Origin of the sequence: Janthinobacterium sp. BJB426 (assembly GCF_002735705.1) — a bacterium.
GTDB lineage: Bacteria > Pseudomonadota > Gammaproteobacteria > Burkholderiales > Burkholderiaceae_D > Janthinobacterium.
On record NZ_PDZL01000002.1, the window covers coordinates 172,772 to 187,069 of the forward strand.

At 64.8% G+C, this 14,298-nt stretch carries 11 protein-coding genes; 7 read left to right on the forward strand and 4 right to left on the reverse strand.

From position 1 onward, the window contains the following. Positions 1 to 5 precede the first annotated feature (5 nt). From CSQ93_RS03800 to CSQ93_RS03825, 6 genes are read left to right on the forward strand one after another with little or no spacing between them, the layout of a single operon-like run. Entirely contained in the window at positions 6 to 1,301 is a 1,296-nt protein-coding gene (locus CSQ93_RS03800; RefSeq protein ID WP_099376831.1) for a TIGR03087 family PEP-CTERM/XrtA system glycosyltransferase, read from the forward strand. Continuing rightward, a complete protein-coding gene (xrtA, locus tag CSQ93_RS03805; RefSeq protein WP_099376832.1) occupies positions 1,298 to 2,881 on the forward strand; it encodes an exosortase A in 1,584 nt (527 codons plus the stop codon). The genes CSQ93_RS03800 and xrtA overlap by 4 nt, the downstream gene beginning before the upstream one ends. Then, complete coding sequence (locus tag CSQ93_RS03810; protein ID WP_199534244.1) at positions 2,871 to 4,085, forward strand: TIGR03088 family PEP-CTERM/XrtA system glycosyltransferase; 1,215 nt, start codon at positions 2,871 to 2,873, stop codon at positions 4,083 to 4,085. The genes xrtA and CSQ93_RS03810 overlap by 11 nt, the downstream gene beginning before the upstream one ends. A gap of 10 nt (positions 4,086 to 4,095) precedes the next feature. Beyond that, on the forward strand, positions 4,096 to 6,048 hold the full coding sequence (locus tag CSQ93_RS03815) for an XrtA/PEP-CTERM system amidotransferase (RefSeq protein ID WP_099376833.1): 1,953 nt from the start codon (positions 4,096 to 4,098) through the stop codon (positions 6,046 to 6,048). Positions 6,049 to 6,052: 4 nt separating this feature from the next. Next, complete coding sequence (locus tag CSQ93_RS03820) at positions 6,053 to 7,285, forward strand: TIGR04063 family PEP-CTERM/XrtA system glycosyltransferase (protein WP_099376834.1); 1,233 nt, start codon at positions 6,053 to 6,055, stop codon at positions 7,283 to 7,285. Beyond that, a complete protein-coding gene (locus tag CSQ93_RS03825; protein WP_099376835.1) occupies positions 7,282 to 9,741 on the forward strand; it encodes a glycosyltransferase in 2,460 nt (819 codons plus the stop codon). The genes CSQ93_RS03820 and CSQ93_RS03825 overlap by 4 nt, the downstream gene beginning before the upstream one ends. Here the strand turns inward: CSQ93_RS03825 and CSQ93_RS03830 are convergent, their stop codons facing one another. Together CSQ93_RS03830 and CSQ93_RS03835 are read right to left on the reverse strand one after the other, a co-directional pair. Then, positions 9,742 to 10,611, reverse strand: coding sequence for a hypothetical protein (locus CSQ93_RS03830; protein WP_099376836.1), 870 nt, complete (start codon positions 10,609 to 10,611; stop codon positions 9,742 to 9,744). 10 nt (positions 10,612 to 10,621) lie between these two features. Continuing rightward, complete coding sequence (locus CSQ93_RS03835) at positions 10,622 to 11,362, reverse strand: DUF3944 domain-containing protein (protein WP_099376837.1); 741 nt, start codon at positions 11,360 to 11,362, stop codon at positions 10,622 to 10,624. A 72-nt stretch (positions 11,363 to 11,434) separates the two neighbouring features. Between CSQ93_RS03835 and CSQ93_RS28700 the strand changes: the two genes are divergently transcribed. After that, positions 11,435 to 11,689, forward strand: coding sequence for a hypothetical protein (locus tag CSQ93_RS28700; protein ID WP_158301103.1), 255 nt, complete (start codon positions 11,435 to 11,437; stop codon positions 11,687 to 11,689). 56 nt (positions 11,690 to 11,745) lie between these two features. Here the strand turns inward: CSQ93_RS28700 and CSQ93_RS03840 are convergent, their stop codons facing one another. After that, the gene (locus CSQ93_RS03840; RefSeq protein ID WP_158301104.1) at positions 11,746 to 12,378 is read right to left on the reverse strand and encodes a serine hydrolase domain-containing protein; all 633 of its coding nucleotides are present in this window, start codon (positions 12,376 to 12,378) and stop codon (positions 11,746 to 11,748) included. 71 nt (positions 12,379 to 12,449) lie between these two features. Next, positions 12,450 to 14,123, reverse strand: coding sequence for a serine hydrolase (locus CSQ93_RS03845; RefSeq protein WP_158301105.1), 1,674 nt, complete (start codon positions 14,121 to 14,123; stop codon positions 12,450 to 12,452). Positions 14,124 to 14,298: the final 175 nt, after the last annotated feature.

Below are 14,298 nucleotides of genomic sequence, written 5' to 3' on the forward strand. Positions count from 1 at the left end.
CCACCATGCGCGAACTGCTCTTCCTCACCCACCGCCTGCCATATCCGCCCAACAAGGGCGACAAGATACGCTCGTGGCACATGCTGCAATACCTGAGCCGGCATTTCCGCGTGCACCTGGGCTGCTTCATCGACGATGACGACGACTGGCAGCACGCGAAAACCGTGGCGGCCCTGTGCGCCAGCACGCGCTTCATCGCTTTACAGCGCGGCACGGCCCGCTGGCGCGCCATGCAGGCGCTGCTGGGCCGCCAGGCCATGAGCGTGCACTATTACCGCGATACACGGCTGCTGCAATGGGTCGACGGCTTGCTGTCCGGCGGCAAGGTGCGCCATGCGCTGGCCTTTTCCGGACCCATGGCGCAATACATCGACGGCAGCGCGGGCCGCGCCCTGCACCGCGTGATCGATTTCGTCGACGTCGATTCCGACAAATGGCGCCAGTACGGCGACAGCAAACCCTGGCCCATGTCGCTGCTGTACCGGCGCGAAGCGCAGCTGCTGCTGCAGTACGAGCGCCATATCGCCCAGCAATTCACGGCCGCCAGCTTCGTTTCGCCGGCCGAGGCGGCCCTGTTCCGCCAATGCGCGCCGATGGCGCGGCGCAAGACGGGACATTTCAATAACGGCGTCGACTCGGCGTATTTCGCGCCCCTGCCGGCCCAGCCCGGCGTGTATCCGGCGGGCGTGCAGGCGCTGGTATTTACGGGCGCCATGGATTACTGGCCGAACATCGACGCCGTGCAATGGTTCGTGCGCCACGTCTGGCCCGCGCTGCGGCGCCAGTTTCCCCAGTTGCAGTTCTATATCGTCGGCAACGCGCCCGTGCCCGCCGTGACGGCGCTGGCCAGGATTCCCGGCGTGGTGGTGACGGGCAAGGTGCCCGACATCCGGCCCTACCTGGCCGGCGCGGCCCTGGCCGTGGCGCCCCTGCGCATCGCCCGCGGCGTGCAAAACAAGGTGCTGGAAGCGATGGCGATGGGCAAGATCGTGCTGGCCACGCCGCAGGCGCTGGAAGGCATCACCGCCCAGCCGGGCCTGGAACTGCTGCTGGCGCGCGACGACGCCGAATTCATCCACCATGCCGCGCGCGTGCTGCGCCAAGTCCAGAGCGACGCGGCCGACGGGAGCGGTGCGGCCATGGGCGCGGCGGCGCGCCAGCTGGTCTTGCAGGATTACAACTGGGAACGCAACCTGCAGGGCCTGGGCGCCATGCTGGGCCTGCCTGGCGGGACCGAAGCCGAGGCCGCTGCCAGCGGGATCGCCGCGCCCTTGCTGCCCGTGCGGGAACCCTCCACATGAGCGTGCAACTCGACCAGGTGGCCCGCTTGCCGGACGCGGCCGTCTGGCCGCACGGGAACCGGCATGGCCAGCGGCAAGCCATGCTGCTCCTGCTGCTGGCCCTGGCCGCCGTCGCGCTGCTGTATCACGCCACCTTCTGGTCGATGGTGGAATTGTGGTCGCGTTCGCAAACCTTCGCGCACGGCTTCTTGATCGTGCCCATCAGTTGCTGGCTGGCCTGGCGCCAGCGCGCCCGTCTGGCTGCGCTGACGCCCCGGCCGTCGGGGCCGGGCTTGCTGCTGCTCGGTGCGCTGGGCCTGGCCTGGCTGCTGGCCGACGCCGCCAACGTGCCCGTGGTGGAACAATATGCGGCCACGGCCATGCTGCCCGCCTGCGTGCTGGCCATCCTCGGCTGGCCGGCCGTGCGCCTGCTGGCCTTTCCGCTGACGTATCTGTTTCTTGCCGTGCCGTTTGGCGAAGTGTTCCTGGAACAGCTGATCGACTTCACGGCCACCTTCACCGTCACCGCGCTGCAATGGACGGGCGTGCCCGTGTTCCGCGATGGCAGCAATTTTTCTCTACCCACCGGCAACTGGTCGGTGGTGGAAGCGTGCAGCGGCTTGCGCTACCTGATCGCCGCGCTGGCCCTGGGCGCCCTGTTCGCCCATGTCAACTTCCACAGCACGCGGCGGCGCGTAGCCGTCATGGCCGCCGCGCTGCTCGTGCCCATCCTTGCCAATGGCGTGCGCGCCTACCTGATCGTGATGCTGGGCCACCTGAGCAACATGCGCCTGGCCGTGGGCGTCGACCACCTGATCTACGGCTGGCTGTTCTTCGGCCTGGTCGCGCTGCTGCTGTTCTGGCTGGCCGCGCGCTGGCGCGAATTGCCGCTGGCGCGCGCCGCCTTGCCACCCACCCGGCCGGGCGCCAGCGCCGCTGCGGCCACCCCGCGCGCCGTCGTGCGCGCCAGCATCGCCTGCCTGCTGCTGGCGGTGCTGTGGCCGGCGCTGGCCCTGGCCAGCCACCGCGACGACAACGCCAGGCTTCCGGCCATTGTGCTGGCCTTGCCCGATCCGCCCGCCTGGCATCGCCTGCCCGCTGTTCCTCCTGCCTGGCAAGCGCCGTATGCGGGCAATCCCGCGCGGTTTGCCGCCACGTATGCGCGCCAGGACGGCGACGGCGCGCCCGTGGGGCTGCAACTGCACTGGTATGCGCGCCAGGCGCGCGATGCCGAACTGCTGACGCACCAGCCCTTGCCCTACGGCGCGCGCTGGACGCCCCTGGCGCAGCGCGTGCGGCACGTCGACTTGTCCGGCGGATCCATCGGCGTGCGCGAAAGCGTGCTGGCCCACGGCGGCGAACGCCTGCTGCTGTGGCGCGTGTATCGCCAGGGCGGCATCGTCACGGCCAGGCCCGCGCTGGTAAAACTGCTGCTGGCGCAAGCCAAGCTGCTGGGCAGGCGCCAGGATGGCGCCGACCTCATCGTCTTTGCCGTCTACGACGAGCTGGCGCCGCCACCGCGCGCGCAGCTGCAAGCCTTCCTGCGGGCGGCGCTGCCCGTCATCGAACAACGCTTGCAGGAGTTGCCGCATGGCCCTTGACCTCGTTAGCGTCGGCACACGGGAAGCCGGTGTAGCGGCCAGCACGGCCCCGCTGATCGTGCACGTGATCCACCAGCTCGACGTGGGCGGGCTGGAAAACGGCCTCGTCAACCTGATCAACCACTTGCCGCCCGAACGCTACCGGCACGCCATCGTCTGCCTGAAGAATGCCACCGCGTTTCGCCAGCGCCTGACCACGCCGGGTGTCGATGTGATCAGCCTGGACAAGCGCGAAGGCAAGGATTGGCGCCACTACCTGCACCTGTACCGCGTGCTGAAACGGTTGCAGCCGGCGCTCGTGCACACGCGCAACCTGGGCTGCCTCGAAGCACAGCTGCTGGCCTGCCTGGCCGGCGTGCGCCTGCGCGTGCATGGCGAACACGGGCGCGACATGAGCGACTTGCACGGCACCCGCCGCAAATACCGGCTGCTGCGCAAATGCATGCTGCCGCTGGTGCAGCACTTCATCGCCGTCAGCGCCGACCTGGGGCAATGGCTGGTGGACGCCATCGGCGCGGCCCCCGCGCAGGTGTCGCACATCGGCAATGGCGTCGACAGCGTGCAGTTCCATCCGCGCCTGGGACCGCCGGCCGCCGTGGGCCCGCCCGGCTTCCTGTGCAACGGCACCTTCGTCATCGGCAGCGTGGGCCGCATGGCGGCCGTCAAGGATCACGCCTCGCTGGTGCACGCCTTTTTGCTGTTGCTGGCGCAGCCAGGCGCCCGCGCGCGCCTGCGCCTGCTCATCGTCGGCGACGGGCCATGCCGCCAGGCTTGCCTGGACCTGCTGCAGCAGGCCGGCGTGGCACACCTGGCCTGGCTGCCCGGCGCACGCGACGACGTGGCGCAGCTGCTGCGCGCCATGGACCTGTTCGTGCTGCCATCGCTGGCCGAAGGCAGCTCGAACACCATCCTCGAAGCAATGGCGACGGGGCTGCCCATCGTCGCCACGCAGGTGGGGGGCAATGCGGAACTGGTGCAGTCGGGCTGGAGCGGCACCCTGGTGCCGCCCGGTTCGCCCGAGATGCTGGCCGACGCCATGCTCGATTACTACAGCATGCCCGAACTGGGCCCGCGCCACGGCGCGCGCGGGCGGCGCCAGGTGCTGGCCGAACACAGCCTGCCCGCCATGGCCGGCGCCTACCTGGCCGTGTACGACCGGCTGACGGGCGCGCGCCAGCCCTCTCCCCTGTCCACCACTCCCTGAAAGGCCACCCATGTGCGGCATCAGCGGCATCTTTGATTTGCAGGGCCAGCGCGACATCGACGTGCTGCTGCTGGCACGCATGAACCACAGCCTGCGCCACCGGGGGCCGGACGAAGGGGGCTTGCACCGCGAGCCGGGACTGGGCCTGGCGCACCGGCGCCTGTCCGTGATCGACCTGGCCAGCGGCCAGCAGCCGCTGTTCAACGCCGACCGCAGCATCGCCATCGTCTTCAATGGCGAAATCTACAACTATCGCAGCCTGATGGCGGAGCTGCGCCAGTTCGGCCATCAATTCCGCACCAGCAGCGACACGGAAGTCATCGTCCACGCCTGGGAACAATGGGGCGAGCAATGCGTGCAGCGCCTGCGCGGCATGTTCGCCTTCGCCCTGTGGGACCGCCGCCGCCACCTGCTGTTCCTGGCGCGCGACCGCCTCGGCGTGAAACCCCTGTATTACGGCGAGGCGCAGGACGGCACCCTGCTGTTCGGCTCCGAACTGAAAGCCCTGCTGGCGCATCCGGCCATGCCGCGCGCGCTCGACCCGCTGGCCGTGGAAGAGTATTTCGCCTACGGCTACGTGCCCGAGCCGCGCAGCATCTTCCAGCACGCGCGCAAGCTGCCGCCCGGGCATACCCTGTCGATACGCGCCGGCCAGCCGCTGCCCGCGCCGCAAGCTTACTGGGACATCCCGTTCACGCCGAATCCGCCCGCCAGCGAGGCGCAGGCGGCCGACGAATTGCTGGCGCGCCTGCGCGAAGCCGTGCGCATCCGCATGGTGGCCGAAGTGCCGCTCGGCGCCTTCCTGTCCGGCGGCGTCGATTCGAGCGCCGTCGTGGCGCTGATGGCCGGGGCGAGCGCCACGCCCGTCAACACGTGTTCAATTTCGTTCGGCGACCCGGCCTGGAACGAGGCGCGCTACGCCGACCTGGTGGCGCGCCGCTACGCCACGGCGCACCACGCGCGCCAGGTCGAGCAAGACGACTTCGAGCTGATCGACCTGCTGGCCAACCTGTACGACGAACCGTTCGCCGACAGTTCCGCCATGCCCACGTACAGAGTCTGCCAACTGGCGCGCCAGCGGGTCACGGTGGCCCTGTCGGGCGATGGCGGCGATGAAAGCCTGGCCGGGTACCGGCGCTATCGCCTGCACACGCGCGAGGAAAAAGTGCGCAAGGCGATGGACCCCTTGCTGCCGGCCGGCCTGCGCCAGTCGCTGTTCGGCACCCTGGGGCGGCTGTACCCGAAGGCCGACTGGGCGCCGCGCTTCCTGCGCGCCAAGACCACCTTCGAAGGCCTGGCACGCGACACGACGGATGCGTATTTTCACGGCGTCAGCCTGCTGGGCGACGCCATGCGCGCGCGGCTGTTCAGCCCCGAGCTGCGGCGCAGCCTGCACGGCTACCGCGCCGTCGAGGTGCTGCGCCGCCACGCGCTGGCCAGTCCCGCGCAGGACCCGCTGTCACAAGTGCAGTACCTGGACCTGAAAACCTATCTGCCCGGCGACATCCTGACGAAAGTCGACCGGGCCAGCATGGCGCACGCGCTGGAAGTGCGCTCGCCCCTGCTCGACCATGAACTGGTGGCGTGGATGTCCGGCCTGCCGCCGCACTTCAAGCTGCGGCGCGGTGTAGGCAAGTATCTGCTGAAAAAAGCCCTGCGCCCGCTGCTGCCCGACGCCCTGCTGTACCGCCAGAAGATGGGTTTTTCCGTGCCGCTGGCCGACTGGCTGCGCGGCCCGTTGCGCCAGCGCCTGCAACAGCGGCTGCTCGGTCCCACGCTGGCGCAGTGCGGCCTGTTCGACATGGACTACGTGCGCCTGCTGCTCGAGCAACATGCGAGCGGGCGGCGCGACTACAGCGCGCCCTTGTGGGCGCTGCTGATGTTCGAAGCGTTCCTGCGCCAGGTGCTGCCCGTCGATGGCCGCCAGGCGCCGATGCCCGCGCCAGCCATGGCAATGGAGTGAAGCCATGCGCATCCTGCACATCCTCGACCACTCGCTGCCCCTGCACAGCGGCTACACCTTCCGCACCCTGGCCATCCTGCGGCAGCAGCGGATGCTGGGCTGGCACACGACGCAGCTCACGAGTGCCAAGCAGGGGCCGTCGGATGGCGCACAGCAGCTGGTCGACGGCTGGCATTTCTACCGCACGGCGCCCGATGCGCACTGTTGGGCGCGCCTGCCCGTGCTGCGGCAAGTGGCCGTCATCGTCGGCCTGGCCGTACGCCTGCGCCGGCTGGCACGACGCCTCAAGCCCGACATCCTGCATGCGCATTCGCCGGCCCTGAACGCCATCGCCGCCCTCAACGCGGGCCGCGCGCTGGGCATCCCCGTCGTATATGAAGTGCGCGCTTTCTGGGAAGACGCGGCCACCGACCATGGCAGCAGCCGGCCCGGCGGCCTGCGCTACCGTCTCACGCGCGCGCTGGAAACCTACGCGCTGCGCCGCGCCGACGCCGTCACCACCATCTGCGACGGCTTGCGGCGCGAACTGTGCGCGCGCGGCGTGCCCGCGCATAAAATCACCGTGATACCGAACGCCGTCGATGCCGGGACCTTCAATGTCTCTGATAATCCAGCATTGGCCCGCACGCTGGGTTTGGATGGTAATCCTGTCATCGGCTTCATCGGCTCGTTTTATGCGTACGAGGGACTGGCCCTGCTGCTGCGCGCCATGCCGTGCCTGCTGGCGGCACAGCCGGCATTGCGGCTGCTGCTGGCCGGCGGCGGGCCGCAGGAAGCGGCGCTGCGCGCGCTGGCGGCGCAGCTGGGCATAGACCACGCCGTGGTCTTCGCGGGCAGAGTGCCGCATGCGCAGGTGGCCGCCTATTATCAGCTGGTCGACATTTGCGTGTATCCGCGCCTGCCGATGCGATTGACGGAGCTGGTGACGCCCTTGAAACCATTGGAGGCGATGGCACAGGGCCGCCTGGTGCTGGCGTCCGACGTGGGCGGCCACCGCGAACTGGTCGACCATGGCAAGACGGGCATGCTGTTTCACGCCGGCGACGCCGAGGCGCTGGCGCAGGCCATCTTGTCGCTGCTGCTGGCACCCGCCAGCTGGCCGGCGCTGCGGCGCCAGGCGCGCGCCTTTGTCGAGACGGAACGCAGCTGGGGCGCCAGCGTGGGCCGCTATGCGCCCGTGTATGCGCGCGTGACAACGGCGCGCATGGCGGAGGAACTGGCCGGAGTCGTGCCATGATCTTCACCGGCTTGCGCATCGCGCTGGTCGGCCCGCTGCCGCCGCCGGCCGGCGGCATGGCGAATCAGACGGCGCAACTGGCGCACAAGCTGCGCGAGGATGGCGCGCAAGTGCAGCTACTGGCCGTCAACGGCCCCGTGCTGCCGCCCTGGCTGGCGCGCATCCGCTACCTGCGCGCGGCGCTGCGCCTGCCCGTGCATTTGTGGCGCTTGTGGCGCACGGCCAATACGGTCGACCTGTTCCACATCATGGCCAATTCCGGCTGGTCCTGGCATTTGCAGGCCGCACCCGCGCTGTGGATCGCCAGCCTGAAAGGCAAACCGGCCCTGCTCAATTACCGGGGCGGCGAAGCGGCCGTTTTTTTCGCCCGCGCGCCGCGCCTGGTGGCGTTCAGCCTGCGCCGCGCCAGCGCCATCGTCGTGCCCTCGGCTTACCTGGCCGGCGTCTTCGAGCAATATGGCCATACGGCCCATATCGTGCCGAACGTGGTGGACCTGCAGCGCTTTACCCGCGTCACACCCGCCGCACCACGCGCGCCAGCCGCCGATGGCCCTTGCATCCTCGTGGCGCGCCACCTGGAAAGCCTGTACGACAACGCCAGCGCCGTGCGCGCCTTCGCCATCGTGCGCGAGGCTTTTCCCGCGGCGCGCCTGGTGCTGGCCGGCGGCGGGCCGCAGCGCGCGGCGCTGACGCGCCTGGCCCGATCCCTCGGCGTGAAGGACGCCGTGCGCTTCGCCGGCCCCGTCGACAACGCCGCCATGCCGGCCCTGTACCAGGCCAGCGACATCGTCCTCAATCCCAGCCTGGCCGACAACATGCCCAATTCCGTGCTCGAGGCGCTGGCCTGCGGCGTGCCCGTCGTCAGCACCAACGTGGGCGGCATCCCCGTCCTGCTGCAAGACGGCGTGACGGCGCTGCTGGTGCCGCCCGGCAATCCGGCCGCCATGGCGCAGACCATCCTGTCGCTGCTGCGCGACCCGCCGCGCACGCAGGCGCTGGTCGACGCGGGCCTGGCGCACGCCGCCACCTTCGGCTGGCCCGGCATCGCACCCAGGCTGGCCGCGCACTACCGCCGCATCCGCGCCGCGCCGCGCCCCGGCATCTACACGCGCTGCGTCGCCCGCTGGCTGTTTCCCCTGCATGAATGGATCAAAGGCCACCGCAGCGCGCGCCTGCTGCGGCGGCTGGAGCGCTCGCAGTGGTGGAGCGCGCAGCAACTGCAGGAATGGCAGCTGGCCCGCCTGCGCGCGCTGCTGCGCCATGCGGCCGAGCACGTACCGCATTACCGCGCCCTGTTCGCCCGCAGCGGTTTCGATCCGGAACAGGTGCGGCAACTGAGCGATCTGTCGCGCCTGCCGCTGCTGCGCAAGGTTGATATCGCCAGTGCGCGCGACAGTTTCAAGTCGGCCCACGCCGTGGGCTTGCGCCCGTTCGCCACGGGCGGCTCCAGCGGCGAGCCGCTGCAGTTTTTCCTCGGGCGCCGCAGGATCAGCCACGACATCGCCGCCAAATGGCGCGCCACGCGCTGGTGGGGCGTCGACATCGGCGACCGCGAAGCCGTCTTGTGGGGTTCGCCCATCGAGCTGCAGGCGCAAGACCGCGTGCGCCGCCTGCGCGATGCGCTGCTGCGCACCACCCTGCTGCCCGCATTTGCCATGTCGCCCAACCGCCTCGATGGCTACGTGCGACAGCTGCGCCGCTGGCGTCCGCGCATGCTGTTCGGTTACCCGTCCGCCCTGTGCCGCATCGCCAGCCACGCCAGCGCACGCGACCTGCCGCTCGACGGCCTGGGTGTGAAAGTGGCGTTCGTCACGGCCGAACGCCTGTACGACGAGCAGCGCGCGCAGATCGCCGCCGCTTTCGGCTGCCCCGTGGCCAACGGCTACGGCGGGCGTGACGCGGGCTTCATCGCCCACGAATGTCCGGAAGGCGGCATGCACATCACGGCCGAAGACATCATCGTGGAAATCGTCGATAGCCAGGGCCAGCCGCTGCCCGCTGGCGCCACGGGCGACATCGTCGTCACCCACCTGGCCACGCAAGACTACCCGTTCATCCGCTACGCCACCGGCGACGTGGGCGCGCTGGGCACCAAGCCATGCGCCTGCGGCCGCGGACTGCCCCTGCTGCAAAAAATCGAAGGGCGCAGCACGGATTTCCTCACGGCCGTCGATGGCACCGTCATGCACGGCCTGGCCCTCGTCTACATCGTGCGCGAACTGCCGCAAGTGCGCAGTTTCAAGATCATCCAGGAAAGCCTGCAGCGCACGCGCGTCCTGCTGGTCTGCCTGCCGCGCCTGGACGCCGCCACGCGCACAGCCATCGTCACCGGCTTCCAGGCCAGGCTGGGCGCGCAAGTCGACATCGCCATCGAGGAAGTCGACGAGATCGCGGCGGAAGCGTCGGGGAAGTACCGCTATGTGCTGAGCGAAGTGACGCAGGCAGGCAGCCTGTAATTAGCTGGCAGCGCGGCCCGCCGGCAGCGACAGCAGAATTTTCCCATGCTCGGATTGGAAAAGCTGCCTCGCATTCGCCTCGACCGAACGATAGACCTCGCTGCGCTCTCCGGCGACGCCGCGTATCACTTCGCGGTGTAGCTCATTCATAAAATGACGGAAAATTTGCAGACCATCGTTGAATCGCCCCGCACCATCGAGCAGGATATGTTCTGCAAGCCGCAGTTTGCCAATACGCGCGCAAAGCAGGTATTCGATATGAATTCCCGCAGGCATCATGTCGAGCATTAATTGGGCGAAATTGGTGATCAGCTCAAAATGCGTTGCAGACACGTCTTTGGATGACTTTGTCAAGGCAAGAATATTATCGATAAAGGACAGGACTTCATTGCGTTTCGCCGCCATGCTGGTCAACAGCGGAATAGCAAGCTCACGTATTTCCGATACCAGGCTACGATCCTGCAACAAGGTTCGCGCTGCCTCCACCAGTCCTACATATTCACTGATCTTATCCATGTAAAATACAATGTGCTGCGAGCGCACATCTTGCGCAATGACATCGACAGTGGCCTGGATTTTATCCAGTTTCTTTGCCAAATATTTTGTCTGCACCACGATCGCGGCAAGAATAATGCCAGTCGACACGGCCGCGGCGATCACCGTCGTCGCCTGCGCCACTTTTAGCGCTTCTTCCACACTCTTGGCCGCACTTTCCTTGAACGGTAGATGCTGGATGATGCCAGACCCGCCGCTGCCCTCGGCCCAGTATGCCACGCCGTCATGTATGGCTGCCTTGCCTTCCGCCATCGCTTGTATCAATACCGGCTTCAATTTGGCCTGGTCGATGATCCATATTGTCTCTTGCAGCATTTATATTTCCTTAGAAAAATTCACGTGCTTCGCATTCCCGGCGCATATATGCGATCTGAATGACGGCAGGAATCGTTACCCGATAAGCGGCGCCGCTGATTGCGGGCACGGTGAGCGCGGCCGACACGGCCAGTCCGACGGGTCCGGCAAACATGGCCAGGCTTCTGCCCAGACCACCTGTCGCAATGACGCCAAGCGCCCGTCCCGCGAACATGCTTGCAGCGGATCTGGCGATCAGCGCCGATATTTGCAGAGAACCGATGCCGCTCAACAAGGCCGCTTTCAGCAAGGCCAATCCTTCCGCATCACGTGAATTGTTGCCGATATCAAATTCCTTCAGCAGCGAAGCACGTTGTTCCGCACCGAGCTTTTCCCAGGCATCGCCGATGAATTTCTCCAGCAGCTTGTTTTCCATCGCATAGGCGGAACTATTTTTTTCCGTCTTGACTTTCTGGTTGTCGCATACGTCCGACAAAATTTCCTTGTACAGCACGCCATCGCCGCGAAACAGGTTGACGATAGTGTCGCCGCCGAAATGCTGAAGCTCACCGGCAATCAACTGCCAACAATGCCGGTACTGGTCCTTCTTTCCAGCGAATTTCTTGAAGCTTTCATCTTCAAGAAGTTCGCTGGCGATGCGAGCCGACTGATCTTTGTCGTGCGTGAGATAGCCAGCCAAAACACGCAGATCCTCTTCCTTGCAATACTGCAGGAATGCGAGGTCATCATCGATGCGATATTTGATACCCATATTTCCCCTTGGTAATTTTCTTGTATTGTATTTTTAATTGCGCCCAACTTACAAGGCAAAACAAGGAAAAACATGCAATATGAAGCCGATGCCGCTTTTATTCTCCCATTGGCGCATGACGGCCCGCAACTGGCACTGGCACTGGCACTCGAGCCTGCCACGGTCGCCGGTATATCCACGTTGAAACGTGCAGCCGTGCGGCCGTGCTGGCAGCATGTAGAAGTCAAAACGGCCAAGGGAGCTTGCGCGTTAGCGTATGGCCTTCAAGAGCATTCTTCAGCCGAGCGTGATTGCGGAACCACAGTCAGCACCTTGCAAAACGGATGATGCGCGGAGGTTCAGCTATTGCAAAAGGCTGCTGTTCATTACTATTTTCCTCACTTTTATTTCGAAATGGTAATTAACGCCACCATCTTCGCTAACTGATTTTCCAAAACAATGACATCAACATTTTTTTCACAGAAATAGATTTTTATCGAGGCAAAGCCCAACCCCTTCCCGGAGTGGCCTATATACTTGATCTCATCCTTGTCATTCACATAAACACCGTAACCATAACCGATTTCTCCGTCACCGAAAGCCACGTGCTGACTGGATATGGAATAATTCGTCATCAGCTTATAGGTTTCGACCTTAAAAATCTTCCCTTTATGAAATTTTTCATCCCAGATATTCAAGTCTTTCGCATTTGAAACAATTCCTCCTGCCGGGATGAAGCCTATCCAGTCTTTTCCCTGAACAGGATGTTCCTTCAGTGCGAATACATTTTTCGTGTTGACATATCCGTTGATGACGTTATTATTCTTGTTTTCTTCATAGCAAAAACCATTCATCATCCTCAGCTCTCTGAACAGCTCATGTGCAGCATCGACATACATTTTTCCGCTGACTTTTTCAAAAATATTGCTCAGCATTGAATAAGTCGTAACGCCATACAGAAAGTCCGTTCCGGGCTTGAAGCTGAGTGGCTTGTGAATTTCCGTGATTCCTGCTGAAAAGTTGAGCAATTGATGCACGGTCACCTCGTCGACCCAGGTGAGTGCGGGCCCAGGCGAGCAAAATAGTGATGGCTAGCCACGCCGGGCGTTCAGTCGTCAACCAGATCGAAGTCGGTCAGCAAACCGTCCGCGGTCAGGTAAACCAGCAATTTTCGCTCCGGCTTGATGCCGCTGACGTGGAAGGCAAGGACGCTGTCCACCTTACTGCCATGGCGTTCGATCGCTCGGCCAGCAACAGCTTGCTCGTGCAAAAAAGTGAGTGACTTGACATTGACGAGTTCGCCAATAGCTTGTGTGCCAAAGTTGTTTTTGACGCCCGCTGTGGCGAATGCCGAGTTGGCCAAGCCGCTACCGCCACGCCCAATGTCGGCAAGCAAGGCCTGCACATTCCGGGTGCGCGCAGGCTTGGGGTCGGTGCGTGCTGCCAATGTATGCATCAGCGGGCCGATGCGCGGCGCCTTGTTGGCTTTGTCTTTGGTCGTCACGACGACGCCTGTCACCTCTCCTTGTGCATCGACGATGAAAGCCAGTTCGCAATTGCGCGACGTCGAATGGACGCGATGCGCGCCGACAGGCACGAAAGTTTCGTCGGGCAAGCCATCGAAAATGCTGCGTAGCTGACCACCCTGCATATCGAAGGTTCCCATCGTGTTGTTCGCCAACTCGTAGCGGCCCGTGTAGCGGATGAGTTCCTTGGCATCGATGTTGATGGCGGGGTGCTTGAGCAACACGTCATAGTCGGCTTCTGGCCAGTGATAAGCGCGGCCGATGGCGGCTGTCAGGCGGTCCATCATGCGGGAATTGTCATTTGCGTTAATCATGATCACGGCACCCTGGCCTGTGCCGGAAAATGCCGTCAGCAAGGTATCGAAGCCTTCGTCACGCCCGCCGTGCGAGAAGCGTTGCGCGCTGCCGCTACCGTCAAGGAAGACGCCCAGGCCCACGTTCTCCTTTTGCGGGGTCAGCATCTGCCGGGTCAAGGCTGCCGAGATGACGGGGTTGGACGTGCCAGCCAGAGCCTGCTGCACGCCGATGGCGAAGCGCGCCAGGTCCGAGGCGTTGGTCCATAAACCGGCCGCCGCCATTTCCGGATACACATGCCAGCGTCCTGCCACCATGCTGCGATCGGCAAGGTGGCCACTGGCATTCAGGCGCGCGCGCTCGGCTGGCGGCGGTTGCAAATAGGAACTCTCATGCATTCCCAGGGGCTTGAGGACTGCGTCGCGCATGTAGTCGGGAAACGCCTGACCGCTCACATCGGCCACCATTTGTTGCATGACGGTATAGCCGCCACCGGAGTAACGCACCTTGCTGCCTGGAACGATGTCAACGCGAATTGCTGCGGTGTTCGCGGGCTTCTCGCCATCGAGCACCTGGACCACGCTGGGTACTGGCGCATTGCTGGCGTAGCCAGGGAAACCATGCACGGTCAGCCCGGCGTTGTGGCTGAGCAACCTGCGCAAGGTCACCTTCTGTTCGGCCGTCAGGGCGCTGTCCGGCAGCTTCCACGTGAGCAGCCGGGTATTGACGTCCTCGTCAAGGCCAAGCTTGCCCTGCTCTACCAGGTGCAGCGCCCCCAGCGCGGCCACCGGTTTGCTGACCGAACCGGCCTGGAACAGTGTGTGCGGGCCGACCGGCGTCTTGCCGACCTTTTCTGTGACACCGTAACCTTGCGCCCTGACAATTTTGCCGTTCTCGATGATGGCCAGCGACAGTCCGGGGATTTGCCGCATCTTCATTTCGGCCTTGATGATGTCGTCCAATGCGTCCGCCCGGGCGCCACTTGCGAACAACAGGGTAAGGACCAGTGCCAGGGGATGAACTCGCATGAACGATTCTTTCAACGGTGATGGACGGATGCCAGGAAGGAAACGTTGACGATACGTCAGCGCACCCTGCCGCCATGCGGGATTGCGACAGGCCGTCAAATATCAGTCA

What these genes read in the sequence shown, in the direction of transcription:
- CSQ93_RS03825 (WP_099376835.1), top strand. Translation starts at nt 7,282, where the DNA reads ATGATCTTCACCGGCTTGCGCATCGCGCTGGTCGGCCCGCTGCCGCCG.
- CSQ93_RS03800 (WP_099376831.1), top strand. Translation starts at nt 6, where the DNA reads ATGCGCGAACTGCTCTTCCTCACCCACCGCCTGCCATATCCGCCCAAC.
- CSQ93_RS03810 (WP_199534244.1), top strand. Translation starts at nt 2,871, where the DNA reads ATGGCCCTTGACCTCGTTAGCGTCGGCACACGGGAAGCCGGTGTAGCG.
- CSQ93_RS03815 (WP_099376833.1), top strand. Translation starts at nt 4,096, where the DNA reads ATGTGCGGCATCAGCGGCATCTTTGATTTGCAGGGCCAGCGCGACATC.
- CSQ93_RS03835 (WP_099376837.1), bottom strand. Translation starts at nt 11,362, where the DNA reads ATGGGTATCAAATATCGCATCGATGATGACCTCGCATTCCTGCAGTAT.
- CSQ93_RS28700 (WP_158301103.1), top strand. Translation starts at nt 11,435, where the DNA reads ATGCAATATGAAGCCGATGCCGCTTTTATTCTCCCATTGGCGCATGAC.
- xrtA (WP_099376832.1), top strand. Translation starts at nt 1,298, where the DNA reads ATGAGCGTGCAACTCGACCAGGTGGCCCGCTTGCCGGACGCGGCCGTC.
- CSQ93_RS03830 (WP_099376836.1), bottom strand. Translation starts at nt 10,611, where the DNA reads ATGCTGCAAGAGACAATATGGATCATCGACCAGGCCAAATTGAAGCCG.
- CSQ93_RS03820 (WP_099376834.1), top strand. Translation starts at nt 6,053, where the DNA reads ATGCGCATCCTGCACATCCTCGACCACTCGCTGCCCCTGCACAGCGGC.